The following is a 24,650-nucleotide window of genomic DNA, read 5'->3' as shown; positions in this document are numbered from 1 at the left end:
ATATTTTATATTATAAAATTATAAAACTTTATTGCAGTTGTTTCTGCGATTCGATATAATCCGCCAAAGGCATCAAAAGTTCGTCTAATTCGCCGTCCATAAAAGAAGCCAGCTTATGTATGGTTATACCGGCGCGGTGGTCAGTTATTCTGCCCTGCGGAAAATTATAAGTTCTTATCTTTTCGCTTCTGTCGCCGCTGCCTACCATACTTTTTCTGTTTTGAGCCTCTATGCTTTTTTTATCTGCTTCTATCCTGTTTAATAGACGCGACCTTAATATTCTAAGTGCTTTAGCTTTATTTTTGTGCTGAGATTTTTCGTCCTGACAGGTAACGACTAATCCGGACGGAATATGCGTAACCCTGACTGCCGAATCCGTAGTATTGACGCTCTGCCCGCCGTGTCCGGAAGACCTGTAAACGTCTATTCTTAAATCTTCTGGATTTATTTTTAAATCTATTTCTTCGGCTTCAGGCATGACTGCAACGGTAGCCGCCGAAGTATGCACCCTTCCCTGCGTTTCCGTTGCCGGAATTCTTTGAACCCTGTGCACTCCGCTTTCATTGCGCAAAAGACGGAATGCTTCTTTTCCTTTTACCGAAACTATGGCTTCTTTTAACCCGCCGGTAGAAGAAGGGCTTAAAGAAATAGCTTCGAATTGAAAATTTTTTGTTAAGGCATACTTATTGTACATTTTAAAAAGGTCAAGGGCGAAAAGTGCGGCTTCTTCGCCGCCGGTAGCGGCTCTTATTTCTAGAAGTATGTCTCTGTCCTGAGAATTTTCTTTGGGATAAAAGAAATCTTTAATTTCTTCGGCTATTTTATCCGCTTTGCTTTTTAGGGAATTTATTTCTTCGTTTTCTAAATCGATTAGAGCGGGGTCGGACTCTGTTTTAATCAGCTTTTCAAGGTCTTTTATTTCTGATTCCGTTTTATTATATTCCGAAAATTGTTCCGCAGTTTTTTTTATAGCGTTGTATTGTTTAGATAATTCTTTTATTTCCGGACTGAAACCTTTTGTGCTTTCTTCCTGTATTTTAGAATATAATTCCTCGGCTTTTTCTGATAATTCCGAGGCTTTTTTTATTAAGTTATCGTCAAGCATTAAACACATCCTTCAAAGCAATTAAATGCATATAGCAAATAGAATTAAGGTTAAAAGTCGAGACCGCCTTTTAACCAGGACTTCCTCACGTCTGAAGGACTTCCGCAAGAGAATTCCCCTTCGGAACAATTTCCCCTTACGCACGACGGACCCGCTCCGTGAAAAACAGACGGAGCTATAGGATAGGCCAATTTAAACATTTCACGGGCTACCGACCTTATCTCCCACTGCGCTCTGTTGCATCCTCTAAGCTTAAAAAAATGAAGGAGTTCCCTTGCATTCATAGTAAAAATAATTTGGGTTTCAGTCGCATTTGGAAGAAGATATCTGGCATCTTCCGCAGGAACGCCTTTTTCTATAAAATATCCGTAAAGCGAAAAAATATCTTCGGTTATTTTTTTATATTTTTCCAAAAATTCAGGATTACAGGCTATAGAATCGGGAATAAGATATTTAGGCTTATCTTCCTTAACGTACCGCTGGCTTCTTTGAGAATATGAAGCTATTCTATGCCTTACTAATTGATGGGAAGCGCTTCTCGACAATTTTTCCACGCCGAAAGTAAAATTAGAATGTTCCAGAACGGATTCGTGCCCCGACGTTCTTATTCTTTTAATTAGTTTCCTAGCCTGTTCAAGTCCTTTCTCGCCGTCGTTAAAATCGGCCTCTATTTTATCTATGCCGTAAGAACTATAGCATAGACGCGCTGCAGTAGCAATAGTAATTTCAGGCTTGGAAGTATAATTAATAAGCTTAACCATTCATAAAAGGAAAAATAATAAATTTATTTGTTTATTTTTTAACGGCGCTGCTTTTTAAACCTGCATATTTTTTGTTAAATTTATCTATTCTTCCGGCGCTATCGACAAACTTTTGCTTACCCGTATAAAACGGATGGCATTTTGAACATATATCGACGTGAATTTCCTCTACGGTGCTTCCGGTAACGAATTCTTCCCCGCAGGCGCATTTAACTTTAGCCTGATAAATTTTAGGGTGTATTCCCTCTTTCATGTTTTTACCGCTCCTTTTTTATTTTTTTAATATAAGTTAATATAAGTTAATTATTATAAGATTTTAAAATAAAATTTTCAACCTTTTTAATATCATCCTTAACGTCGACAGGTATAGTAGAAATATCTACGGTTTCAAGTTTTATCTTATAACCGTTTTCTATTGCCCTCAACTGTTCCAGCATCTCCTTTTTTTCTAAATAAGACTGCTCCATTTTACCGAATTCAAAAAGAAATTTTTTCGTATATCCGTAAAAACCTAGATGTTTATAACCGTAAATCCCTTTAATATCTTTAAGCTTGTCGGCCTGTTCCCTGTCGTAAGGTATAGGGCTTCTGGAAAAATATATTCCGAAATTTTCTTTATCCACTACGACTTTTACGTTATTCGGATCCATAAACTCGTCAAAGTCGTAAATAGGCGTTTTAACGCTCGTAAATGAAATTTCTCCGTTTTCGTCAAAAGGTTTTATTAGTGCAGATATTATTTCCGAATTTACTAACGGTTCGTCTCCCTGTATGTTTAGTATTATATCGGCGTCCAAATTCTGAACGGCTTCGATTATCCTGTCCGTTCCCGTCTGATGAGTATCTTTAGTCATAACTACGTTTGCTCCGAAATCTTTACAAGCGTCGAATATTCTTTCGTCTTCCGTAGCTATGATAACGTCCGACAGCAATTCCGACTTTTTAACTCCTTCGTAAACATGCTTTATCATAGGTTTGCCCATAATTAAAGCAAGAGGTTTTCCTTCAAACCTCGTCGATTTATATCTTGCGGGTATAACCGCGACTATTTTTTTCATATTCATATTTTATTACATTTAATCGTAAAATAAAATAAATTTATTCGTACCGCGTAATATAAACGTCATAACCGTATTTTGCTATAGTTTTGGCAAAATTGTAAGCATCCTGCAAATTTTTAAAGTCGCCGAATACCACTTTATAATAGAATGTGCCTCTTACATTTTTTTCGGCAAGCTGAACTCCAGGCACAAATTTTTTCATTGCCGATATTTTTTTTAACGCCATTGCCTTTCTCGTATAAGCGGCAAACTGCAGCGTATAACCGCAAACCGGCGGCGCATGTTTTACGGCCTGCGCTATTCCGCTTGTACCATAATATCTTCTACATTGAGCTAAAGAAACGGGATTTGGACCCAAATACTGCACCCTTACCAATGCAGTCCCCGGTCCTATCATATCTAAAGCTCTTGCCGCCGCATACGAAAGATCCATAATCCTGCCGTCGGCATAAGGACCTCTGTCGTTAACCAAAACTTCAACGCTTCTATGATTTTCCAGATCCGTCACGTAAGCATAACTGTTTAAAGGAAGGGTTAGTGAAGCCGCGGTTAAATCGTACATGTTATAAATTTGACCGCTTGCGGTAGGTCTGCCCTGAAATCCTGGACCATACCACGAAGCTACTCCTATTTCTACATCGTTAGATATTTGTTTAGGGGGATAATATCCTGGAGGAGGGGCATATCCTCTAGCGCTTTGTCCCGAATAATTTCCTCCTATTATATAAGGAACGCAGCCGGATAGAAAAACCGCGGGCATAAAAACAAAAAATAAAATTAATATTAAGGTTATTTTTTTATTTGACATCTTTAATATTTATACTATATAATAAAAAAATAAATGCATAATTTATTTAATTCATTATATTATACATTTTATACATACAAACATACGAATTTTTATTACAATTATATAATTAAATAGACTGTCAGACAAGTCTATATTTAATGTTCTTATCGAGAGCGGTAGAGGGACGGGCCCTTTGAAACCGCAGCAACCGTTTAGATTATAATAAAATCGGTGCTAATTCCCGCAGGTTCATTCCTGGAAGATAAGAAGAAACGAGTTTAAAAACCTCTTCTTCCTAATTTTCGGGAAGGAGAGGTTTTTTTGTTATAGGCTTTACTTTAATAAAATAAATTAAAAACAGAATAAATTAAAATAAGGAGACAAAATGTTCGTGAAAGGTTTAAAATGCAGGGAATGCGGCAAGGAATATCCAGACAGCCCGCTTTATGTTTGCGATTATTGTTTCGGTCCGCTCGAAGTGGACTACGATTACGATAAAATAAAAAAAGAGATAACAAAAGAAAAAATAAAATCTCGCGATGCCAATATGTGGCGGTATCAGGAACTTCTTCCTATAAAAGGAGAGATAAAAATAGGCAAAAACGTGGGATATACGCCGCTCGTAAAAGCCGATAACCTTGCAAAAGCACTCGGCGTTAAAGAAATGTACGTTAAAAACGATGCCGTAAACTTTCCTACACTATCTTTTAAAGATAGAGTCGTTTCGGTAGCTATTGCAAAAGCAAGAGAATTCGGTTTTAAAACCGTCGCCTGCGCATCTACGGGCAACCTGGCAAATTCCGTTGCGGCATTAGCGGCTTCTTCCGGTTACGAAAGTTTCGTATTCATACCTTCAAACCTTGAAACGGGAAAAGTACTGGGTACTCTTATATACGACACTAATCTCGTTAAAATTAACGGCAGTTACGACAAAGTCAACAGGCTTTGCACCGAAATAGCAGGAAAACACAGTTGGGCATTCGTAAACATAAATTTAAGGCCTTATTATGCAGAAGGTTCTAAATCCCTTACTTTCGAAATGCTCGAACAATTAGGATTTAAAGCTCCCGATAACGTCGTAGTTCCAATGGCCGGCGGTTCTTTAATAACAAAAGTAGGTAAAGCAATAGACGAGTTCGATTACTGCGGACTGCTTAACGAAAAACCGCATACTCGAATTTTCGGAGCGCAGGCTACCGGATGCAACCCTATAACCTCAACCGTAAAAGAAAAAAGAGAATTTATAAAACCTGTAAGAACTCCCAATACTATCGCAAAATCACTTGCGATAGGAAATCCGGCAGACGGCTACTATGCATCCGACCTTATGAATAAAACCGGCGGGTACGGCGAAGACGCTACCGACGAAGAAATAGTCGAAGGCATGAAACTTCTTGCCGCTACCGAAGGCATATTTACGGAAACTGCAGGGGGCGTTACCGTCGCCGTAGCAAAAAAACTTATAGAAAAAGGTTATATAAACAAAAACGAAACGACGGTTCTTGCTATTACCGGCAACGGACTTAAAACTCTTGAGGCATTAAACGGAAAATTAAAAGAAGCTCCGGTTATCGAAGCTAATTTAGAAGAATTTGAAGGAGTTTTATCTAAAATTAAAAGAAAAGATTAAATAATATATTATATAAATAATAAAAAATCATAATAATTTTAACTATAAAAAAATAAAGGAGGATTAAAATGCCTATAAAAGTAAGAATACCTACTCCGCTAAGAACTTTAACCGGCGGCAAAGCGGAAGTGGAATCCAACGGTTCAAATATCATAGAAGTAATAAACGATTTAGAAAAAAATTTTTCCGGAATAAAAGAAAGAATATGCGAACAGAATGACCAGGTAAGAAGATTCGTTAACGTTTATCTGAACGATGAAGATATAAGATTCATAGACAACATAAATTCAAAGGTTAAAGACGGAGATACTATTTCAATAATTCCGGCAATAGCCGGCGGCGCGCCTGAAAAAAAAAAGTTTTACCTCAACTATCCGCAGGAAGTAATTAAAGAACCATTAATTTATCTTGTCGGAAAAAACTACAACGTTATAACCAATATCAGAAGCGCAAGCATATCTAACGATATAGGAATAATAGCGATAGAGCTTGAAGGCGAAACGGCGGCTATAGAAAAAGCGGTTAAATTTTTAGAATCTAAAGGCGTAACGGTAGAGCCTATCGTTCTCGACGTCGTAGAATAATTAATAAAAATAGTTTTAAAAGCGAGGAAATAAAATTGAATTTTACCGAAGAACAGATTAAAAGATATGCAAGGCATATTATACTTCCGGAAGTCGGAGGCGAAGGACAGGAAAAACTGCTTTCTTCCAAAGTCCTGCTTATAGGAGCTGGAGGATTGGGTGCGCCCTGCGGATATTACCTCGGAGCGGCGGGAATTGGCACTCTCGGAATAGTCGATTACGATACCGTCGATTTATCTAATCTTCAAAGACAGATTTGGCACGGAACCGCAGACGTTGGAAGGTACAAAGTAGATTCGGCAAAAGATTCCATCGAACGCATAAACCCGGACGTAAAAGTTATTACCTATAAAGAAGGCATAAATATAAACAACATTAAAGATTTAATAAAAGAATACGACGTAATAATAGACGCTACCGATAATTTTCCTACGAGATATTTAATAAACGACGCCTGCCATTTTATGAAAAAACCTTTAGTTTACGGTTCTATTTTCAGGTTCGACGGTCAGGCTACGGTATTTTTGCCGGATGAAGGTCCCTGCTACAGATGTCTTTTTCCGACTCCTCCTCCTGCGGGACTTGTACCGAGCTGTCAGGAAGCGGGAGTTCTCGGCGTTCTTCCAGGCGTAATAGGCGCTATCCAGGCAAACGAAGCAATTAAAATAATACTCGGTATCGGTCAAACCTTAAACGGAAGGCTTCTTATTTACGACGCTCTGGATATAAAATTTACCGAAATGAAACTAAGGCAGGATAAGACTTGTCCGCTTTGCGGCGAAAATCCTACCGTTTTTGAGTTAATAGAATACGGCGATTTGTGCGAATTTAAAAATTAACGGAGCAAACAAATAATGTCTGAATATAAACAAAACGAAGAATTAAACATTAAAGGCGAGATATGTCCATTTACTTTCGTTAAATCCAAACTTGTTTTAGAAAAAATGAAAAAAGGCGAAATTTTAAGGGTAATAGTGGATTACGAACCTGCAATAAGAAACGTCCCGCGTTCTATGGAAGAACAGGGTCATAAGGTCTTATCCATAAATAAAATTAACGATACGGATTACGAAATTATCGTGGAAAAAGATGGAAAAAAATAAGTCGCCTTTTAATATTTACGATATTTTTAATTCTGCTTCAAATATAGGCGGTACGGGGATAGTCCTGTTAAATAAAATAATTAATACTTCGTCTCACGGATCAAAATTATACGCGAAGCTTGAAGGTTTAAACCCCGGCGGCTCCGTAAAAGACAGGCCTGCTCTTTATATGATAAAAAACGCCGTAGAAAAAGGTTTAATTAAAGAAAATACGTCTATAATCGATTCGTCATCGGGAAATACCGGTATTTCATATGCAATGATAGGCGCGCTCCTCGGCATAAAAGTTAAAATTTACGCTCCTTCAAATATGAGCGAAGAAAGAAAAAAGATAATGCGTCTTTACGGAGCCGAATTAATACTTACTCCTGCCGAAGAAAGCCACGACGGAGCCATAAAACGCGCATCCGACGAATATGAAAGAGGCGGCAAAGATATGTATTATATGCCCGACCAGTACAATAATCCTTTTAACCCTATATCGCATTACGAAACTACCGCCGTCGAAATCCTAAAGCAGACAGGAGGAAATATCGATTATTTCGCCACAGGCATAGGAACAGGCGGAACTATTCTTGGAGTAGGTAAAAGACTTAAAGAATATGACGATAAAATAAAAGTTATCGCAGTCGTTCCGGACAACGAAATGCACGGCATAGAAGGCTGGAAGTACAACTATTCTTTAAATTTCGAAGGATTCGACGCCGATAAAATAATCGACGACGTTGTTAAAGTCGATACGGAGGGCAGTTACGCCGCCTTAAAAAGACTCGTTAAAGACGAAGGGATTTTATGCGGTTTTTCTTCAGGCGCAAACGTTTACGGAATACTTAAACTTACGGCAAAATATAAAGGTAATTTCGCAACCGTACTTCCAGACACGGGTTCAAGATATCTTTCTACGAGAGTTTTTTCCGAGTTTTAACGACTGAACATTATTAATTGCAAAATAATTTAGCATCTTCATTAATATAATAAGGACGGATTATTATGGCTATTATAATTCCGAAAAACGAACTGGAAATAATAAAAAAACATGCGGCGGATATTTTCCCTTATGAAGCTTGCGGAGGACTTCTCGGAAAAATTGACGGAGAAAACAAAATTATCGTAAAAGCCTATCCTGCGGAAAACCGTTACGGAAAAATTACCTGGGACAGTTTTGAGATAGAACCTAAAGATATATTAGAAATGGATAAATTTTGTATGAAAGAAAACCTCGATATTCTTGGATTTTACCATACCCACCCCAATCATCCTGCAATTCCTTCAAACTTTGACGTCAACGCTTCCTGGCCTTTTTACTCGTATGTTATTCTTTCCGTAAAAGGCAACGCACCCGAAAACGTCGCCGATGTTAAAAGCTATCTTATGCCCGACAGAACTTCCGCTCCAACCGAAGAAGAAGTTATAATAAGCTAAAATTTTTAGGAGAAAACGACGCTACGTTATCTATGACGTCGGGATTGTTTTTCCTGCCGTAAAGCCATCTTTTTTTCCAATATTCTATAAGATCGTCGATTTTATAATTGAAATATTCCAACTCTTCGCTGCGTCCGTTTAAAAAATCCAAAGAATTATATGCTAGCGGAACATAATATATGTCTCTTTTAATAGAATGATTTAAAATAAAATCGGAATTTAATCCATAGTTTTCTAAAAATTTTAACGCTTTTTTTATGAATCTAAATTTATAATTTGGTCCGTCTCCAAATTTATATCCAACCTTTCCTTCTTTAAGTTTTAATAAATCTTTTAAAAGTTCGTTTGTATGCCTAGAAAATTGAAAAGTGCCGTAACCTTTGGTACTGCCTATTCTTTGATATAGCAGCAGGTTTTTATATTTTATCCTGTTGTATTGAGAACTTTTACCGTATAAACTTGTCGTGAAAATTGCGGCAAGATTTGAAGCATTTCTTTTATTTATTATCGTAGTCTGAGTTAAATATTTATTTTTAAAAATTTTCAGTACTTCTTTGGAAGCCATCATATAAGAAATCAATTTACCGCCCAGAAGATAAGAGTATGGAGGAACTGCTCCGCACACGTATAAATCCATGCAATAGACTAAATTTTTATTTTTAGTTTCCGTATTCCAACCTATAAAATCGTCTCTTTCCGGTATTCTTATTATAGAACTGCCCAGAGCCGCAATGCCGATAACGGGTTTATATTTCACGCCTGCATCCCTTATGATAAATTTGATTCTTCTTCCGACATATTCACTGTAAGGGCTAGACCAAGTATATCTAAGCAGTCTAAACAGATCTCTTTGTTTTTGCGTTTCGCATACCTCCATAACCGGCGATATGTCGGAATTAAGGCAGTCGTCTCCATGCGCAAGATTTTTTATGAATATATCCTTGTTTTTTTGAATAAAATCGGTATTTTTTAGTATAATCTCTTCTTTTCTGGGGAGCATTAAATTTCTTATAAAATCTTTATTTTTTAAATCGGAATTTATGTCGTCAAATTCAAATTTTCCGTTTTCGTATGAAAATTTAAAACCCAAAGATGAAATATCGCTGCAAAGAGAAGAAACTATTTCATTTTCTAATTCGGAATGGCCGCATTCCGGTAAGTCAGGCTGATTTTCAATTTCGCCGGTTTGGATTAACGTCGGTATAGCAGCAGGATTATAAAGATTATCGTCAAAAGACATGTTATTATTTTATTTCATTTTTTCATTCCATTTATCGACGGGAACGCATACGAAAGGTTTTGATTCTTCTTTGCCGTTCATAAAATGCACGCCTTCCAATATTTCAATTTCGTCTTCGCTGCAGTCGAATATACAGCTAAATAAAGGTATGTATAAATCGTCTTCTTTCCTTATTTCGTCTTTAAACTCTTCTTTTTCTTTAAATTCTTTAACTATATAATATAATCTGCCCTGATAAATTCCTATTTTATTTTTATCGCGAAAGTCTTGAGTTTTAAACTTATTGTTTTTTAATTCACTTTTTATACGTTCGAATATTTTTTCCGCCATTAATTTTAATCGTTCTTGAGCTCTTTTTACTACAAGCAACGCAGGTGAATTTTCATATTTTTCCCGACTTTCCCGATTATCTTCTTTTACTATATATTTTTTATAAAGACTTTCAAAACTGCGTATTCTGACAGGCAGAACAAAAGGCTGAATAGGAGCGCTCCACATATAGCAGTTTCCGATTATAGGTTCGTTTATAATATTTAAAATAATATCTTTTGAATAAAAAGAATTATATCTATTTAAAACGGATGCGTCTCCTTCCGATAAAACGTGAAAAACAAACCAGTTGTCCGACTGGCTTAATATTTCCGGAGCAATCGAACCGGGCTGCTGAGTAACCATAATAGCACCCAAATCATATTTGCGGCCTTCTTTAACCCATTCTACGAAAGGACTTGTTTCGGAAAGGGATTTGCCCAAAACGCTTTGAGCCTCCTCTATTATCGCTATAACAGGAATAGAAGAGCCGTCTCCGGTAAAATTTTCCTGATTATAATTAAATATATTCCTAATTATAAGCCCCGCCACGTTATAGCCTGCAGTCGAGCTAAGCAAGCTAATATCGACTATTACTACCCTGCCTTCTCTCAGCAAAGTTTCGACTTCTTCTATCAGCCTGCTGTTAGGGTCGTGCAAATGGCTTACAAGATTATACATATTGCTTTTTGCCGCGCTAATTTCGGCGGACTGACCGGAGACGGCTTCTTTGTTGTAACCCATAATCCTGGCTATCTTTTTTTCGTCCGCCTGCATTCTATCTCTTTCTATAATATCTACAAGTTCTATCCACTGTTCTTTTTTAAGGCTTTTTAATTTAATAATGTTTTGCTGCTCTTGCCTATCTGGAGAAATTGCTATACCTATAACGTCTCTGGGCATAAGCGACTTAATATTTAGTTTAACGTTTCCCGCCTTCCAACTGCCGTAATATGTATTTATAGATTTTCTGTTCGTAAAAACCGCAATATTGTCCTTAAGGTGCGGCACGTCGCACAAACCCGGCCTATCCTTATTATCTGGCCAAAAATATTCGCCGTCGGGGTCAAATATTAGCGTTCCTACTTTTTTATTTTTGTCTGTTAAAGCATACTTTCCGTTTTCTTTATAAAGTTCCGAAATTAAAAACTTTATGAGATTCGACTTACCGTAACCCGCCCTTGCAAATACGACGGACCTTTTAGAAACCAGATTATTTATATTAAATTTTACGTTGAGGTTAGGCTCGATATACTGAAAATTAGAAATATAATCTTTGCCGCCCTGGTTTAGATTTTCGCTTTTTCCTGAATAAATAAATTCACCAAGCACGTAATTGCCTAAATCGGTTTCTCCTTGGCTCAAAGAGCATAACTCCCGCAATACTGCATCGCTGGGAAGGGAAACTTTCGCCCCAAGATGCGGTATTCTGCGCAACGACGGTATAAAAATAATTTTATCGCTCGATTGATTTTCGGTCTGGGCAATTTTAACCGCTCCAAGAAGTTTAATCTGAACCTTGTATTTCAATTTATCTTTTTTTAAATCATCTGGTACGGTTTGTCCTCTTTTTTGAAGAGCCATAATATAATCTTCGCCTTCTACCGACGAAAGAAGTCCTGCCGGAGCAAAATTAGTTATTCTGGCAAGAGAAGCCTCCATAGGATTAGCAAGCTCTATTAATAAAAATTGACCCAACTGTGGCCTTTCAAGCATACGAGCATCGTAAGGAGTTACGACTTCGGCGGAAAATTCATAGCCCGATTCGACTGAACCCTTAAATATACCCATTAAATCAGATTTTGCAAACAGTTCAAGCATTTTTGTATCTTGCTCCTGTTAAGTTGCGGTGAAGGTATTTTATTCTGTATATACTTTCTCTTTCGGAATCGGGAAGCGTTTTGCTTATTCCTTCTATGAGCATATCTTCTATCATTTCCACCTCAATTCCGTTAATTTTTGCATGTCCGTGGGCGTTTTGAATGCTAAGGGGGAAATCCGGTATCGGAAACCCTAATCTTGCGTCATGCAGCAGTTGCCCAAGAATCATTTCGGCATTTTCTACGTCCCAGACGGCAATGTCCACCGGCCAAACAGGATCGAAAGGTCCGTCTCCGAATTTTACGAGAAATAGCTTTCCCATTGAAGCGTAAGACTGATTTTCTTCGCTCCCCGAAAATTCTTCAAAAGTATTAAACCATGTCCTGTCGTAATTATAACAGTATTGTTCTATTTCATCCGGTACTTTAACGTAACATGGATAAGGCAGCCTAAAAACGTTTTCCAAAGCCAGCGCCAGCGAAAGCCTGCTGATAACGGCGCTTTCTTTTGCCACGCCTACTACGTTTACGTTTATATTTCTTTTTTGTTTATGTTCGATGCACTTTTCTTTTATTTTTTTGTCTAAAATGGGGAATAAAGTATTTTTAATCGATTTCGTCCTCAGCAAACCCTCTCGTATTATTATAGTATTATTGCCCCACTCGTTAAACAAAAAATCATACAGGATAGCCCATTCTACTATATCGCGATAAATTTTAACCGCCGAAGCCGTTTTTTCCGGCTGTCCCATTCCCGACAATAAATAAGAAATATCGCTCAACCTCTCCAAATCAAGATCGTCGCATAAACGTTTTAAAGGCGTAATTCTTTCTACCCTTTCGTTTAAATCGTTTAAATTGGAATTACCGAAAATAGGATCGATAGCGCACTGAACTCCCCTTGAATCCACAATCCTTACAAGTTCCAGCACGCAGGGATTAAATTTTATATTGTTGTTTCCGCCGTCCGCGGAAACAAAAGATACAGCGGTAGCAGTATAAGGCCTTAAAATCTTTACCTCGTCTTTAATTTTTACCGCAAAACTCCTCAGCTGTTTTACTACCGGTTCTTCGGTAGCTTTATAAGCCGTTTCTATCTGAGACCTTATTAAATCCAAATTGTCGTCGGAAAGCATGTGGATATAAGATATTTTATATAAGTATATTTTTTATTAATTTATAATTTTAATGCATTATTGTACATATTAATTTCTTTTAGACTATATTTCTTTTCGATATAAAATATAACAATATAATTTTATCATAAATCGAAAATATTTTAATAAGTAATTTTTAGATAAATACTTTTAAAAATCGGGCTCGTTTTCTATAGTCGCGTCTATTTCTTTAATATTCGGTATATTATTTGTATCTATGTAGATTATTTTGGTTTTATATTCCAGCGTAGATACCGCCCCCGCTACGCTTATAGGTTTTTGTCCGCCGGTAATATCTATAGCTATTTCATGTTCCTTGATCCTTTTCTGCGACGAACAAGTCTCATTCTCTTCCTTAGCAGTTTCTATAATTTTCGAAATTATTCTTTTAAACGTTTCATGAACTTTTTCAAAATCATTGAAATCTACCGCAATATTATCGATAATTTTTTCATCAGATAGAATATTTAAATTTTTTTCGTCTATTTTTATTTTTTCTTTATTCTTATAGTCAAAAACATATATATCGAATTTATCTTTGAAAAAAAATAATAGAATTTGAACAAAAAATTTTAATTCGCGTGCCGACCCTTTTGCTATATTGGGTTTTTCATCTGATTTATCGTTATTGCCGCTTTCATTTTGCTTTTTTTTAGGATTTACCGCCGTATCGGCGGAGCCTAACAGCCATAATTGTTCGATCCCGCCCTTCTCGTTATCTATTTTTAAATTCCTTAAAATAGAAACTAAAGGCGGCTGCCAATTTTTAAAATTTGCGTAATTTTCATGTTTAGCTTCGTTATCTTCTGAATTTAAAATTTTATTGATTGTATTTTTATTTATAGATATTTTTTTATCTTCATACTTAATGTTAATTACATCGTTATTTGTATCTACAGATAATATTTCTACCCTTGCCTTAGAAACAGGCAGTATTAAAGCTTTAAAACTGCGCTCAACGAGATCTCTTTCCGTGGGAATAGATATTTTTGAAAATCTTTTTCTGGCAATATTCGTTAAAATAAGAAAGATGAATAATAAACCGACACTAAGCAAAAATTTAAATACAATATTGTTCCATATTAAATTTAAAAAATCATCGTAGTATATAGATATTGCGCCTATTAATACAAGGGAAGCAGAAATATAAAGCGCCAAACTAAACCAAGCTTGCAAATTATTTTTAATTTTTTTAAAAATATTATTTTTTTTCATAGGTTAAAAATTTATTAATATATTAATGTTTAGCTACTACTACTTCATACATTTCGTTTTTATACTTTACTTCGTGAAAACTATGAACTACTATATGAAATGCTACTAAATACACAGGAATAGCGGTAGCACCGGTTAAAACAACGCAATCGTTAAAACCTCCGGCTGCAGTAATATCTCCATTTTTCTCGTTTTCGGAATTTCGCCTTTCGTCTTTGTTTTTATATTCTTCTTTCCGCCTTTTTATATATTCGGTAATATTTTTACCTATAATATCTAAATTTTCCTGATTAACCGTGAAAGATTTGCGTCCACCAAAACTATCAATTTCCACTCCTTTATATATTTCTTCGCTATTTAAAGACAAGTCTAATTCAAGCATATATAAAAACTCCTTATTTACAAACTCTATATTAATCCAGTTTTATATTATTCTCAATATAAAATATAATTTTATCATAAATAGAAAATATTTTAGGAACTAATTTTTCGTAAACCGTATTAATATTCATAACTAATTCATTTTCTTCCGAAGAATATTCATGCGATAAAATGTTCCGTGATTTTCTAAGTTCATCCCAATCATTTGCGCTTTCTATAATCTCTAACTTTTCCAACCTGTCGATTAAATCGCGAAACGGTTTGTTATCAAAATTTTCTTTTAAATTTTTTAATATTGAAGTAAATAGTCTTTCTCCCATTACATCTTGTAATTTCGAATATCTGAATATAAGTTGATCTATGTGTTCCTTGTCATCCTCCGATAAAGACCGATAATCAGCTAACGTCAGAGGCATAAAATTTTCCATTTTCGATAAAGCATGTTTTATTTTAACTATATGCCTGTCGCATTCTTCTATGTAATTTAAAAGTTTTAAGCGGTTTACGTCTAATTCATGTCCATCGTCCATTATTTAAGCAGCACCCCCTGCGTTCTAGCTATTTTATATATAGGCAAATTTTCGTCGGAATCAATATTTTTTATTATCACGTCAATTTTTCGCTCGCCTATTTTTTTTTCAAGCTCGACTAAAAATTTTATTTTATTTTCAAAAATATCTTTATTTTTATCAGTTTCTATAAATATATCGATATCTCCGCCTTTTTTAGCGTCGTCAACCCTTGAGCCGAATATATATGCATTTGAGCTTGCGCCGAAAAATTTTACGGCTGTTTCCTTAATCGCTTTAATTTCATATTCCGTCAATCTCATAATTTATGTTCCGTATAAGAATAATTTACTTTCTTGTTATCTTAAATCTTAATCAAAACAAATAAACTTTATCGTTTTTCAAAATATTTTACTTTATTTACTGATTAATTTTTAGATTATATATTTTAGATTATATATTAATGAAAATAGCTATTGCAATAAATAAATTATATAAAATTTAAAATATTTTTCATCTTTAAACAATGTTGTTTTAAGTTTTAAAAAATCTTTTAATATGCTATATTACTTTTATGGTTAAAGTTAGTAATAATTTATCGGATATAAAAAAAATCTTTAAAGATTTCAAGGCCGCAAAAATTAACTTTGAAATCAAAGCCGAAAACGACGTTTTTCTCCCCGAATATAAAGGTTCTACTTTCAGAAGCGTATTCGGACATATTTTCAAAGACGTTATGTGCATATCGCATACGGGCGAATGCAACAGCTGCAGTTTTGATAAAGTTTGCATGTTTAAAAAAGTATTCGATTCTCCTCCGCCGTCTAATTCGCTGAAATTACGCAATTATTCAGCCGTTCCCCATCCGTATGTAATAGAACCGCCTCTGGACCAAAAAAATTTTTACAAAAAAAACGAAATAATAAAATTTTCGTTAATACTGATAGGACAGGCAATTTCCTTATTCCCATATTTTGCGTATTCTTTCGGACTTGCGGGGAAAAAAGGCATAGGCAAACAGAAAAAAGGCAAGTTTGTAATCACTAAAATAATAAACGATAAAGACGGCGAATTGTTATATTATTATAAAAACGACGAGCTTAAACCTTTGAACGATTTTTATGCAATCGATGATTTCATTCAAGAAAATAATAACGAAAATTTTTCCGTTAATTTAAAATTTATAACGCCGACCAGAATTATTTTCAACGAAAAGCTTGTTTCGGAACCGGAATTTCATATGTATATCAGAAACACTTTAAGAAGAATAACTAATTTAAATTTTTTCCACTGCATTAACCGTAACATCGACGATACGGATAAATCTATCCTAAATAACGAACCACAACCGGAATTAGAATTAGATTTCAATTATTATATAGAAAAATCAATGCCTATAAATTGCAAAAAATCATTAAAATGGTATTCTCTTGACAGATATTCCAATAGGCAGAAAACTCACATGAAATTAAGCGGTTTCATAGGCGATTTATCTTTCGAAAAAGTCCCGTTTGAATATTTATGGATTATAAGGCTGGGCGAATTGACGCATATCGGAAAAAACACGACTTTCGGACACGGTAAATACTCCATAACGTCTATCTTATAAATTCTTATATTATACATTATATTATTTAGAGCATTTATATGTAATAAACTTATATTTTATTATCTTAGTTGACATGTTCGCCTAATGTTCGATATAATTATTCTATAATCTAAAAATAAAGTTGCTTTTTTATATGAATAATAAAAAATCCAAGAAAGATATTGTAGCTGAAATATTTAATATTTGTAAAAAGAAAAATAATTTCATTTTCGATAACGATTTAATAAAAAAAATCCTAAAAAAATATAATTTAAATACAAATCCTTATGATATCACTAAACTTGATAATACTTCAAAATATCCGGAGATTTTATTAAAGGAGGATTATTTTATAGCGCATATAGGACAAGGAAAACATTGTTTCATTAAAGGTTTAAATAAAGTATTCCATGAGTTCGAACCTATAAAAGAAGATGAAGTTATCAAGTGGCCTTATCGTCCCAGTATTTTAAACGATTTCTCAATTTCAGAAAGCAGCGCATTATCGCTTTGTTTCAATCACAGGATAATTCATGATTTTCTATATCAGGATATAGCAGCTAATCCTAAAATATATACGAGCGAAAGAAAAAGAGGCGTATCATTTAATTATTTCATTGGTAAAAATTTAAAAATGAATTTTGAAAATCTTCAGATAGAAATAGATTTAACGATGGAAAATTATGGATTCGTTACAATATTTGAAGGCAAAAATACTGTAGATTCAATTAATTGGATTAAAAATTTTAATATTTTTCAATTATATAATCCTTATAGATATTATCATAATTTAAAATTAACAAACAAACTTGATATAAAGAAACTTACCGCATGTTATTTACTGAGGCTTAAAACTTCAAATGGTTCAAAAGTAAGGCTATACAACTATGTATTTGAAGATCCCGAAGATATAAATTCAATTATGCTTATTCAAAAAAATGAATATGTACTTGAAAAGAGGAGGATAATTTATGATTATTGATTTTTTAGATAATATTTTTAATGAAGATGTCATTAATATGATGAAAAAAATACCCGATAATTCTATAGATATGATTTATAGCGATCCAGATTATAATGTAGGAATTAAATATAATAATAATATATATACTAAAAAATTTGAAAATTATATCGAATGGTATATAGAACTTGCAAAAGAATCTTATAGGATATTAAAAGATACCGGCAATATGTTTTTTATAAACTATCCAAAACAAAACTCTTTTTTATGGATTAAATATTTAGATAAAGCCTGCTACGACGTTCATGAATATGTATGGATTTACAATACAAACATTGGGCATTCGCCAAAAAGATTTACCACGGCACACAGAACTATATTGCATTGCACAAAAACTAAAAATAATCAATGGTTTAAAAATTCGGTAGCCGAAGAATATTTAAATCCAAACGATAAAAGGATTAAACAAAATATATTAAACGGCTCAAAGGGCAGAATGCCTTATTCGTGGTTATATTATGATTTAGTAAAAAACGTATCTAAATATAAAACAATGCATTCATGCCAGATACCTATCGGATTAACGGAAAAAATTTTAAAAGCTTCTACTAAAGAAAACGATATAGTTTTAATTCATTTTGGTGGTTCCGGCAACGAAATACTGTTAACCAAACAACTGAACAGGCATTATATCTCGGCAGAAATTGATAAAATTTATTACGATATGATATTGGAAAGAATAAAAAATAACGGCTATATACCTCAAGAATATAGGCTTAAATATAAAAAAGAAAAAATTAATAAAAATTGCTCGGATAACGTTTCTTCAAAATATTATGACGACATATTTAATATTAATTTATCTTAATGCTTAATTAAAATTTATTTTATAAATTCATTAACTATAAACTATAAACAATATTTTTATGATGATAAGCAAAAGACAAAAAAATATTATCGACTTTATAATAGATTACGAAAGTAAAAAGGGTTATGCCCCATCTTATGATGAGATATGCCAGGGAATCGGCATATCTTCTAAATCCACAGTTTCTAAACATATAAAAGCTTTAAAAGGCCGTGGTTTAATAGATACAATTCAGGGTAAAAAGCGATCTCTATTTCTAACGGAAAAATATATTAAAGCTAAAACTAATTTAAATAATCATTGCACAAACGATATAAAAAATAAACGATATGAATTGTTATCTATGCCTATAGAGGTTTCTTTTGAAGAAGATACTTTATATAAAAAGGATAATACTAATTTTATACAGCTATACGGATATATTCAGGCAGGTTATCCGGTAGAAGCCGTTCAAATGAAAGAAACTATTACCATACCGAATTGGCTTGTCTCTAAACATTCTGGAGAGTTATTCGCTCTTAGGGTCAAAGGCGATTCAATGATTGAAGATATGATTGCAGACAAAGATATTATTATTTTAAAAAAAACCGAAGAAGTTCCCAACGGCAAGATAGTGGCGGCCATAGTTGAAGGATATGAAGCTACTCTAAAAAGATATTACAAGCTAAATGACGGCACTGTTAAACTTATACCTGCAAACCCTGCATTCAAACCTATCGTCCTAAAAGAAAATAGCGTTAAAATAATAGGAGAACTCATAGGCCTTGTTAGAAAATATTAATGCCTAATTTTTACCTTCTTCTGCCTCCGCCGCCGAATAATGTAAGCAGCATAAGGAATAAGTTTATGAAATCTAGATAAAGGGTAAGAGCACCCATAACGGTTTCTTTTCTTGTATCAAACGAACCGCTTAAGTATATCTGTTTAAGTTTCTGCATGTCGTAAGCAGTAAGACCTAAGAAAATTACCACTCCAAGAATAGATACGACATACATAAGGGTTGAACTGTGAAGGAAAAAATTTACCACCATAGCTATTATTATCGCAAAAAGCCCTATCATCATAAAGTTACCCATTTCCGTAAGGTCCCTTTTAGTCGTGTAGCCTAAAAACGCAAGAAGCCCAAACGACACTGCGGTAAGAAAAAATACTACCTCTATAGACTGATTCGTATATACTAAAAAAATGAAAGAAAAAGTTACTCCGGTAAGAGCGGAATAAAATAAAAATATAGCCTCGCTAATATCCGCCGGCAATTTATTGATTCCGAAAGACAAGCCTAAAACCGCCGCCAATTGAATTCCCATTAAGACATAAAACAACATAACGTGCGTATAAAGATAGCCCACCAAAGGTTTATCCATCGCCACGAAATAAGATATAAAACCCGTAAGCATAAGACCTATCGTCATCCATGTAAAAACTCCCCTGAAAAAATCCGACAGACCCTCCTGCGTAGCAGCCCTTCCGCGCGTAATATCGTAATCGTAACTTCTTGGCCCCTGTCCAATGCCAAAATTATTATTTCCAAACGGCATAACTTTTATCTCCTTTTTATTATAAATATTTTAATTTAAAACATTTTAAGCAAAATTATATTGTAATATTATAAATCAATTTTTAACCTGAAGTCAAATTGCGGAAATCGGTAATGCTGAAATCGGTAAATTAAATCTGATTGCAACTTTAAAAAAATAAATATCCTATGTTCCTATATTGCATCCTCTAAAATTTTTAAACCACGTGTATAATTTATTTTTTTAAAAATAGAGCTTAATTCTTTAATATCCATATTTTTCTCTTCAAATTTTTGTTTAATTAAATTCTTAATATTTAAGTGTTGACCTTTTAAGCTTCTATCTTTATTTTTATAAAAAAAAATTTCTATATTTGCATATTCCCTTATAATGCTAACTTCGTTATACAATGCTCCTTTTTCTACATTGAAATTCAAAGGATAACCGTTTAAAATTTCTTGGTTTAATCCTTTGTCGTTTAAATTGTTTCCGCTTTTATTTACGAAAAAATTTCCAATGGTAACGGGAGGATATTTATCGTTACCGAATAAAAAAATATAAGGCTTATTATATGTCCTATAATATTCTCTATAAAACTTATCGTCTAATTGACTTATGCCTACATTTACAGGCTCTCCAATATTTCCGCTATATTTAATATTATTTACGACGCAGCCCATTAAACGTAATTTTTCTTTTATTAAGTTTATCGATATCTCATGGCTATATCCAGTATCGTAGCCGAATGGCAATATATTTTTAGAAATAAAGGTATCGTAAATTTTATCATTCATCATTAGAATTTCGTAATTTTTTATGCCGAGCGTAAAAATAGAAAATTTATTTTTTGTATTTTTATCGATATAAATTATTAAAAAACCTGGGAAAAATACAGGTGCTGAATTTTCGGTTAATTTAATATCTATCGCCTCGTCCGGTATATTAAATTTTTTTTTATTTCCTATGACTGATTTAAAATTAGCGTTAATAGACAATTGCTCCGAATTATCAATTAAAAGCTTCTGTTTTATATTTACAGGGAGTAAATCAATATCTACAGGTTGTATTTTATAAAAATCGGCCGGCATTAATTGTCCGGTAATACCGCAAAAATAAAAAGATCTAGTCGTTTTTGCAAGCATTGCGCCTTCGTTTATTGCCATTTTTCCTAAATCCGTCAACAATAAACATTCTTTTTTATTTAAAGCATTAATGTTTTCCGTTATTAATCCTGTGCCTAAAAAATTTTCAATTACTTTTTTAAGTTTTACGGAGGATATGCCTACAAGCTTTGAAATATCAGAGATACAACCGACATTTTTTTCGACCAATTTTAAAATAACCAATTCAAGACCGCCTAATTCCTCTCTGTTACGTTCTATCAATTCAGCTTCTATTTCTAATACAGGATAATAAGATTCTTTGGCAAAAATTATTTTATGCCCTTCGTTTATCAAGTTTAACGTATCGTTATAATAACTTACAAATGTTTTGTTAATCATATGTATGACCTATTTTATGTTATTTAATATATCGTTTACATCGATAAGCATATTCTGTTTTTTACAAAACTCTTTTAAAAAATTCATCGATTCCCTAAATTTTACTTCCATAGGATCAATTTTGTATTTATTTTGCTTTACTGAAGAAAGCATATTAATATCTCCTACCATAAATAATTGCTGCTTTACTCTTGTCATAGCCACGTTTAACCTGCGCCAATCTTTTAAAAAACCTATTGCATTTCGCTCATTAGACCTTACGAAAGAAAAAATTATAATATCTCTTTCCTGACCTTGAAAACTATCTACCGTAGCAACGATATCGTCCAGTTCCTTTATTTGTTTTATATTGTTTTTATTTATTTCCGCCTTAATAGCTTTTTTGATTTCATTAACATGATTTTTATAAGGCGATATTATGCCTAAATCAAATTCGTCGTCATCGGCGTTTGCATCCTGAATCATTTTTATAATATAAAGAATTATTTTAGTTTCCAATTTATTTCCGGTTACGCTTAACATATCGTCCTCTCCTTTAGAGGACGACTCGTATTTTATATTGCCCGGAACATTTGAAGTATCGAAAAAAATTAACGACGACTTATATAAATCCTTAAACGGTTTTCTTTTTGAAGTAGATTCGTGGGAAAAATATTTATTTTCATAAAATGCTTCCGAGATAAAATCCGCCACAATTTTTGGACACCTAAATTGCGTATCCAACATTACTTTCCTGCTTTCTGGAGAATTATTCCACAATACTTCAAAAAAGCTTTTTTCTAGCAAGTCTATCGTGTATTTATCGTCATCGCCTATACGCGATACAACTTCGTCTTTTAATGCATTATCTATTACCGGAGGCAATTGTTTATGGTCTCCTACTAAAATTGCTTTTGGAGCTCTTGAAAGCGGAACTATGACGTTTTGTATCTGTATTTGCCCGGATTCGTCGACAATCGTTACGTCGAAATTTACGTTACTGAAGCTTTTTGTAGTGTTTATTCCTATACATGTAGCGCCGACTACGTCGACCAAAGACAATAACATATTGTACATCGATTGCTGTCTTATATTTTGCAATTCATTTTTCCAGCCTTTAATTATTTCATAAACCATTAAATAATTGTCTATTTGTCCTTTAATAAGCAAAATATCTTCTTCGATGTTTCCTGATATATCTGAAGGAAATTTATATAGATTTAACGATTCTAAGTGTATAGGATATTTTATTTCATTATAATTATGTAATTTATTAGTTATATCTTGGATTCTTTTTTCTAAATCAAATTTAATTTTATTTTGATCTTCTAAATATTTTTCATTAAAAGATTTTGCTTTATCATATTTTTCAAGTTTTTTAACATAGTTTTTTTCATTAAATTGATAATAAGTTTTTTTTGCGCTTAAAAATGCTTTATTAAAAAAACCAAAAGTTTTTTTAAATAAATTTTCTTCAATGTTTTTTTCTTTTAAGTTCGATATTTTATCGTTATTTTCAATAATTTTTTTATTATTTTCTAATTTTTTAGATGAAAAATTTTTTATTTCTACATAATAATTTTCAAGTTTATTTTTTATTTTATCTATTTTAATTTTTAAATTGCTTATGCTGTTATTTAATTCTGAAAATTCTTTTTGACATTTTAAATAATCAGGTAATACTTCGCTTATTTTTTTTAAATAATTTATTACATTGGTTATTTCGTCTATTGAAATTTGAACTTGATTTGATATCTTTTCTTGTATGTTTACTGCGTAATTGTCTATTAATAAATCTTTTACATCTTCGCTAATTTTAGCTTCATTTCCTATTCTGACGCATTCTATCGATTTATCTTTTTTTAATCTGGCAAGTACGTTATCGACGGCTTTATTATTTTGAGAAGACACTAAGACTCTCATGCCGTAATCGCTGAAAAATTTAACCCATTGAGCTATAACGGTCGTTTTTCCCGTGCCTGGAGGACCTAACACCAAAGAATAATCGGGAGTGTTAATTCCGTTTATAACAGCTTTTGCCTGCGACGGGTTAAGCCCCATTTTTATTAAGACATTATCGTTTTTATAATCCATTATATTTTTTAACGGAATATAAGAATATTGATTGCTAATTACCTTAGATATCCATTTATTTGCCGAAAGATTCTTTTTCAAACTATCCAAAACCGACAGCCTGACATTTTTCAACGTCGGCAAGGCAGATAAATACAGATTACCGTTAGGCGGAATCTCTTCTAAGCTTATCTGTCTGTCAATTATGCCGATAAGTTCAAAAATATTATTTTTATTTGTAATTTCGTAAACTTCTATGGATATATCTTCATTATTGTCCTTAACGCCTTTTAATTCTATTCTTAAAAAAGAGGGCTTAATTTCTTTTATGCGTTTAAAATCGCTTTCTCCTAATTCGAAAGAGAAATATTGTTTTAAAGACGTGATATGGGGCGTAGGTTTAACCTTTACATAGGAAAATGGAGGTATTGAGGAAGCGGCATTTTTTTCTACCTCATATTCTGCTTCTACGAATTGACTAACATTTTCTAAATAATGAGTCTCGCTTTCGCTTATCTCTTCTGCTTCGTCTGTTTCTTCACCAACATTATCGCTTTCATTAATATTTCCCTTTCGCGCATTATGAGATTCGGCTAATTTGATTAAAGATAAGCAATAATCCGAACTATTCCAAAAATTTTTATTTTCAAATCGCGTTCTATAATTATCGCCGGTAACCAATAAAATGCCTTTATGCCTTAATCTAAAACCATATTTGATTATATTGGCTTTTTTCTTAGGTGAGGCAAACTTTATACCATTATTAGATAAATATAATCTTAAAGGCTTACCTTCGTTATTATTTATTACGCCTTGAATAAGATATAAACCATAAATTATTTTTACGGAAAAATTCTCTTTTATGCTATTTTCGAATTTACTAATACTTATAAAACACGAACCGCTTTTTTGCAAATCATTTAAAGCTTCATAAAATTCAGGTTGGCGAGTCGGCCATTCACTTATTTTTGCGTGTTTGGTGTTATAAATAAAAACTATAGGGTTATTAAAATCGTCAATTTTATTACCCCAAAAATCATAATCGATGTTATTCATAGTTTAAACTAAAAATAAA

24 protein-coding genes, 1 pseudogene and 1 riboswitch are annotated in these 24,650 nt (G+C 33.2%); of the genes and pseudogenes, 10 read left to right on the top strand and 15 right to left on the bottom strand.

Annotated features, from left to right (window positions below; genetic code table 11):
• Positions 1-28: 28 nt before the first annotated feature.
• From EVJ48_04830 to EVJ48_04810, 5 genes and pseudogenes are all read right to left on the bottom strand, one after another.
• Positions 29-1,105, bottom strand: a complete 1,077-nt coding sequence (locus EVJ48_04830) for a peptide chain release factor 1 (protein RZV39520.1) — start codon at positions 1,103-1,105, stop codon at positions 29-31.
• 50 nt (positions 1,106-1,155) lie between these two features.
• On the bottom strand, positions 1,156-1,866 hold the full coding sequence (locus tag EVJ48_04825) for an FAD-dependent thymidylate synthase (protein RZV39519.1): 711 nt from the start codon (positions 1,864-1,866) through the stop codon (positions 1,156-1,158).
• Positions 1,867-1,897: 31 nt separating this feature from the next.
• A complete protein-coding gene (locus tag EVJ48_04820) occupies positions 1,898-2,119 on the bottom strand; it encodes a 50S ribosomal protein L31 (protein RZV39518.1) in 222 nt (73 codons plus the stop codon).
• Positions 2,120-2,165: 46 nt separating this feature from the next.
• Complete coding sequence (gene kdsB, locus EVJ48_04815) at positions 2,166-2,924, bottom strand: 3-deoxy-manno-octulosonate cytidylyltransferase (protein ID RZV39517.1); 759 nt, start codon at positions 2,922-2,924, stop codon at positions 2,166-2,168.
• Between the two features lie 346 nt (positions 2,925-3,270).
• Positions 3,271-3,687: pseudogene (locus tag EVJ48_04810) on the bottom strand (septal ring lytic transglycosylase RlpA family protein).
• 191 nt (positions 3,688-3,878) lie between these two features.
• Positions 3,879-3,986: riboswitch (SAM riboswitch) on the top strand.
• Between the two features lie 116 nt (positions 3,987-4,102).
• On the opposite strand from EVJ48_04810, the gene EVJ48_04805 reads away from it, so the two are divergent.
• The 6 genes from EVJ48_04805 to EVJ48_04780 all read left to right on the top strand — a co-directional run bounded on the left by EVJ48_04805 (position 4,103) and on the right by EVJ48_04780 (position 8,456).
• Entirely contained in the window at positions 4,103-5,347 is a 1,245-nt protein-coding gene (locus EVJ48_04805; GenBank protein ID RZV39516.1) for a threonine synthase, read from the top strand.
• A gap of 68 nt (positions 5,348-5,415) precedes the next feature.
• Positions 5,416-5,931 (top strand): hypothetical protein, encoded by a 516-nt coding sequence (locus EVJ48_04800; protein RZV39515.1) that lies wholly within the window; start codon positions 5,416-5,418, stop codon positions 5,929-5,931.
• Between the two features lie 29 nt (positions 5,932-5,960).
• On the top strand, positions 5,961-6,770 hold the full coding sequence (moeB, locus tag EVJ48_04795) for a molybdopterin-synthase adenylyltransferase MoeB (GenBank protein ID RZV39514.1): 810 nt from the start codon (positions 5,961-5,963) through the stop codon (positions 6,768-6,770).
• 15 nt (positions 6,771-6,785) lie between these two features.
• Positions 6,786-7,034: a sulfurtransferase TusA family protein gene (locus EVJ48_04790; GenBank protein RZV39513.1), complete on the top strand. Its 249-nt coding sequence runs from the start codon at positions 6,786-6,788 to the stop codon at positions 7,032-7,034.
• Positions 7,021-7,959 (top strand): PLP-dependent cysteine synthase family protein, encoded by a 939-nt coding sequence (locus EVJ48_04785; protein ID RZV39512.1) that lies wholly within the window; start codon positions 7,021-7,023, stop codon positions 7,957-7,959. The genes EVJ48_04790 and EVJ48_04785 overlap by 14 nt, the downstream gene beginning before the upstream one ends.
• A 65-nt stretch (positions 7,960-8,024) precedes the next feature.
• Positions 8,025-8,456 (top strand): M67 family peptidase, encoded by a 432-nt coding sequence (locus EVJ48_04780; protein RZV39511.1) that lies wholly within the window; start codon positions 8,025-8,027, stop codon positions 8,454-8,456.
• On the opposite strand, the gene EVJ48_04775 is transcribed toward EVJ48_04780, so the two are convergent.
• From EVJ48_04775 to EVJ48_04745, 7 genes are all read right to left on the bottom strand, one after another.
• Positions 8,443-9,696 carry a DUF4338 domain-containing protein gene (locus EVJ48_04775; protein RZV39510.1) on the bottom strand — a complete coding sequence of 418 codons (1,254 nt, stop codon included), beginning with the start codon at positions 9,694-9,696 and terminating at the stop codon, positions 8,443-8,445. The two genes, EVJ48_04780 and EVJ48_04775, sit on opposite strands and share 14 nt — an antisense overlap.
• A gap of 9 nt (positions 9,697-9,705) precedes the next feature.
• Positions 9,706-11,826, bottom strand: coding sequence for a DUF87 domain-containing protein (locus tag EVJ48_04770; GenBank protein RZV39509.1), 2,121 nt, complete (start codon positions 11,824-11,826; stop codon positions 9,706-9,708).
• Positions 11,819-12,961, bottom strand: a complete 1,143-nt coding sequence (locus tag EVJ48_04765; GenBank protein RZV39508.1) for a hypothetical protein — start codon at positions 12,959-12,961, stop codon at positions 11,819-11,821. The genes EVJ48_04770 and EVJ48_04765 overlap by 8 nt, the downstream gene beginning before the upstream one ends.
• A 171-nt stretch (positions 12,962-13,132) precedes the next feature.
• Positions 13,133-14,197 carry a hypothetical protein gene (locus EVJ48_04760; protein ID RZV39507.1) on the bottom strand — a complete coding sequence of 355 codons (1,065 nt, stop codon included), beginning with the start codon at positions 14,195-14,197 and terminating at the stop codon, positions 13,133-13,135.
• 22 nt (positions 14,198-14,219) lie between these two features.
• Positions 14,220-14,579, bottom strand: coding sequence for a hypothetical protein (locus EVJ48_04755; protein ID RZV39506.1), 360 nt, complete (start codon positions 14,577-14,579; stop codon positions 14,220-14,222).
• A gap of 31 nt (positions 14,580-14,610) precedes the next feature.
• Positions 14,611-15,108: a hypothetical protein gene (locus EVJ48_04750; protein RZV39505.1), complete on the bottom strand. Its 498-nt coding sequence runs from the start codon at positions 15,106-15,108 to the stop codon at positions 14,611-14,613.
• Positions 15,108-15,410 (bottom strand): nucleotidyltransferase domain-containing protein, encoded by a 303-nt coding sequence (locus EVJ48_04745; protein RZV39504.1) that lies wholly within the window; start codon positions 15,408-15,410, stop codon positions 15,108-15,110. Before EVJ48_04745 ends, EVJ48_04750 begins: the two co-directional genes overlap by 1 nt.
• Positions 15,411-15,661: 251 nt before the next feature.
• Between EVJ48_04745 and EVJ48_04740 the strand changes: the two genes are divergently transcribed.
• The 4 genes from EVJ48_04740 (at position 15,662) to lexA (ending at position 19,285) form a co-directional block, all read left to right on the top strand.
• Positions 15,662-16,696: a CRISPR system precrRNA processing endoribonuclease RAMP protein Cas6 gene (locus tag EVJ48_04740; GenBank protein ID RZV39503.1), complete on the top strand. Its 1,035-nt coding sequence runs from the start codon at positions 15,662-15,664 to the stop codon at positions 16,694-16,696.
• A gap of 133 nt (positions 16,697-16,829) precedes the next feature.
• The gene (locus EVJ48_04735; protein ID RZV39502.1) at positions 16,830-17,657 is read left to right on the top strand and encodes a hypothetical protein; all 828 of its coding nucleotides are present in this window, start codon (positions 16,830-16,832) and stop codon (positions 17,655-17,657) included.
• On the top strand, positions 17,647-18,504 hold the full coding sequence (locus tag EVJ48_04730; protein ID RZV39501.1) for a site-specific DNA-methyltransferase: 858 nt from the start codon (positions 17,647-17,649) through the stop codon (positions 18,502-18,504). Before EVJ48_04735 ends, EVJ48_04730 begins: the two co-directional genes overlap by 11 nt.
• 58 nt (positions 18,505-18,562) lie before the next feature.
• Positions 18,563-19,285, top strand: a complete 723-nt coding sequence (lexA, locus tag EVJ48_04725) for a transcriptional repressor LexA (protein RZV39500.1) — start codon at positions 18,563-18,565, stop codon at positions 19,283-19,285.
• 10 nt (positions 19,286-19,295) lie between these two features.
• Here the strand turns inward: lexA and EVJ48_04720 are convergent, their stop codons facing one another.
• The 3 genes from EVJ48_04720 to EVJ48_04710 form a co-directional block, all read right to left on the bottom strand.
• Entirely contained in the window at positions 19,296-20,042 is a 747-nt protein-coding gene (locus tag EVJ48_04720) for a Bax inhibitor-1/YccA family protein (GenBank protein ID RZV39499.1), read from the bottom strand.
• A 173-nt stretch (positions 20,043-20,215) separates the two neighbouring features.
• A complete protein-coding gene (locus tag EVJ48_04715) occupies positions 20,216-21,523 on the bottom strand; it encodes a hypothetical protein (GenBank protein ID RZV39498.1) in 1,308 nt (435 codons plus the stop codon).
• A gap of 9 nt (positions 21,524-21,532) precedes the next feature.
• Positions 21,533-24,631 carry a hypothetical protein gene (locus tag EVJ48_04710; GenBank protein ID RZV39497.1) on the bottom strand — a complete coding sequence of 1,033 codons (3,099 nt, stop codon included), beginning with the start codon at positions 24,629-24,631 and terminating at the stop codon, positions 21,533-21,535.
• Positions 24,632-24,650: the final 19 nt, after the last annotated feature.

The organism is Candidatus Acidulodesulfobacterium acidiphilum (assembly GCA_008534395.1).
Lineage (GTDB): Bacteria > SZUA-79 > SZUA-79 > Acidulodesulfobacterales > Acidulodesulfobacteraceae > Acidulodesulfobacterium_A > Acidulodesulfobacterium_A acidiphilum.
This window is presented reverse-complemented; position numbering and strand designations above follow the sequence as displayed.

Excerpts from the sequence above, each read along its gene's own strand:
- EVJ48_04750 (RZV39505.1), bottom strand. The coding sequence starts at position 15,108 with ATGGACGATGGACATGAATTAGACGTAAACCGCTTAAAACTTTTAAAT.
- EVJ48_04755 (RZV39506.1), bottom strand. The coding sequence starts at position 14,579 with ATGCTTGAATTAGACTTGTCTTTAAATAGCGAAGAAATATATAAAGGA.
- EVJ48_04775 (RZV39510.1), bottom strand. The coding sequence starts at position 9,696 with ATGTCTTTTGACGATAATCTTTATAATCCTGCTGCTATACCGACGTTA.
- EVJ48_04710 (RZV39497.1), bottom strand. The coding sequence starts at position 24,631 with ATGAATAACATCGATTATGATTTTTGGGGTAATAAAATTGACGATTTT.
- kdsB (RZV39517.1), bottom strand. The coding sequence starts at position 2,924 with ATGAAAAAAATAGTCGCGGTTATACCCGCAAGATATAAATCGACGAGG.
- EVJ48_04765 (RZV39508.1), bottom strand. The coding sequence starts at position 12,961 with ATGCTTTCCGACGACAATTTGGATTTAATAAGGTCTCAGATAGAAACG.
- EVJ48_04720 (RZV39499.1), bottom strand. The coding sequence starts at position 20,042 with ATGCCGTTTGGAAATAATAATTTTGGCATTGGACAGGGGCCAAGAAGT.
- EVJ48_04785 (RZV39512.1), top strand. The coding sequence starts at position 7,021 with ATGGAAAAAAATAAGTCGCCTTTTAATATTTACGATATTTTTAATTCT.
- EVJ48_04825 (RZV39519.1), bottom strand. The coding sequence starts at position 1,866 with ATGGTTAAGCTTATTAATTATACTTCCAAGCCTGAAATTACTATTGCT.
- EVJ48_04790 (RZV39513.1), top strand. The coding sequence starts at position 6,786 with ATGTCTGAATATAAACAAAACGAAGAATTAAACATTAAAGGCGAGATA.
- EVJ48_04740 (RZV39503.1), top strand. The coding sequence starts at position 15,662 with ATGGTTAAAGTTAGTAATAATTTATCGGATATAAAAAAAATCTTTAAA.
- EVJ48_04745 (RZV39504.1), bottom strand. The coding sequence starts at position 15,410 with ATGAGATTGACGGAATATGAAATTAAAGCGATTAAGGAAACAGCCGTA.
- lexA (RZV39500.1), top strand. The coding sequence starts at position 18,563 with ATGATGATAAGCAAAAGACAAAAAAATATTATCGACTTTATAATAGAT.
- EVJ48_04830 (RZV39520.1), bottom strand. The coding sequence starts at position 1,105 with ATGCTTGACGATAACTTAATAAAAAAAGCCTCGGAATTATCAGAAAAA.
- EVJ48_04770 (RZV39509.1), bottom strand. The coding sequence starts at position 11,826 with ATGCTTGAACTGTTTGCAAAATCTGATTTAATGGGTATATTTAAGGGT.
- EVJ48_04715 (RZV39498.1), bottom strand. The coding sequence starts at position 21,523 with ATGATTAACAAAACATTTGTAAGTTATTATAACGATACGTTAAACTTG.
- EVJ48_04820 (RZV39518.1), bottom strand. The coding sequence starts at position 2,119 with ATGAAAGAGGGAATACACCCTAAAATTTATCAGGCTAAAGTTAAATGC.
- EVJ48_04760 (RZV39507.1), bottom strand. The coding sequence starts at position 14,197 with ATGAAAAAAAATAATATTTTTAAAAAAATTAAAAATAATTTGCAAGCT.
- EVJ48_04800 (RZV39515.1), top strand. The coding sequence starts at position 5,416 with ATGCCTATAAAAGTAAGAATACCTACTCCGCTAAGAACTTTAACCGGC.
- EVJ48_04780 (RZV39511.1), top strand. The coding sequence starts at position 8,025 with ATGGCTATTATAATTCCGAAAAACGAACTGGAAATAATAAAAAAACAT.
- EVJ48_04730 (RZV39501.1), top strand. The coding sequence starts at position 17,647 with ATGATTATTGATTTTTTAGATAATATTTTTAATGAAGATGTCATTAAT.
- EVJ48_04805 (RZV39516.1), top strand. The coding sequence starts at position 4,103 with ATGTTCGTGAAAGGTTTAAAATGCAGGGAATGCGGCAAGGAATATCCA.
- EVJ48_04735 (RZV39502.1), top strand. The coding sequence starts at position 16,830 with ATGAATAATAAAAAATCCAAGAAAGATATTGTAGCTGAAATATTTAAT.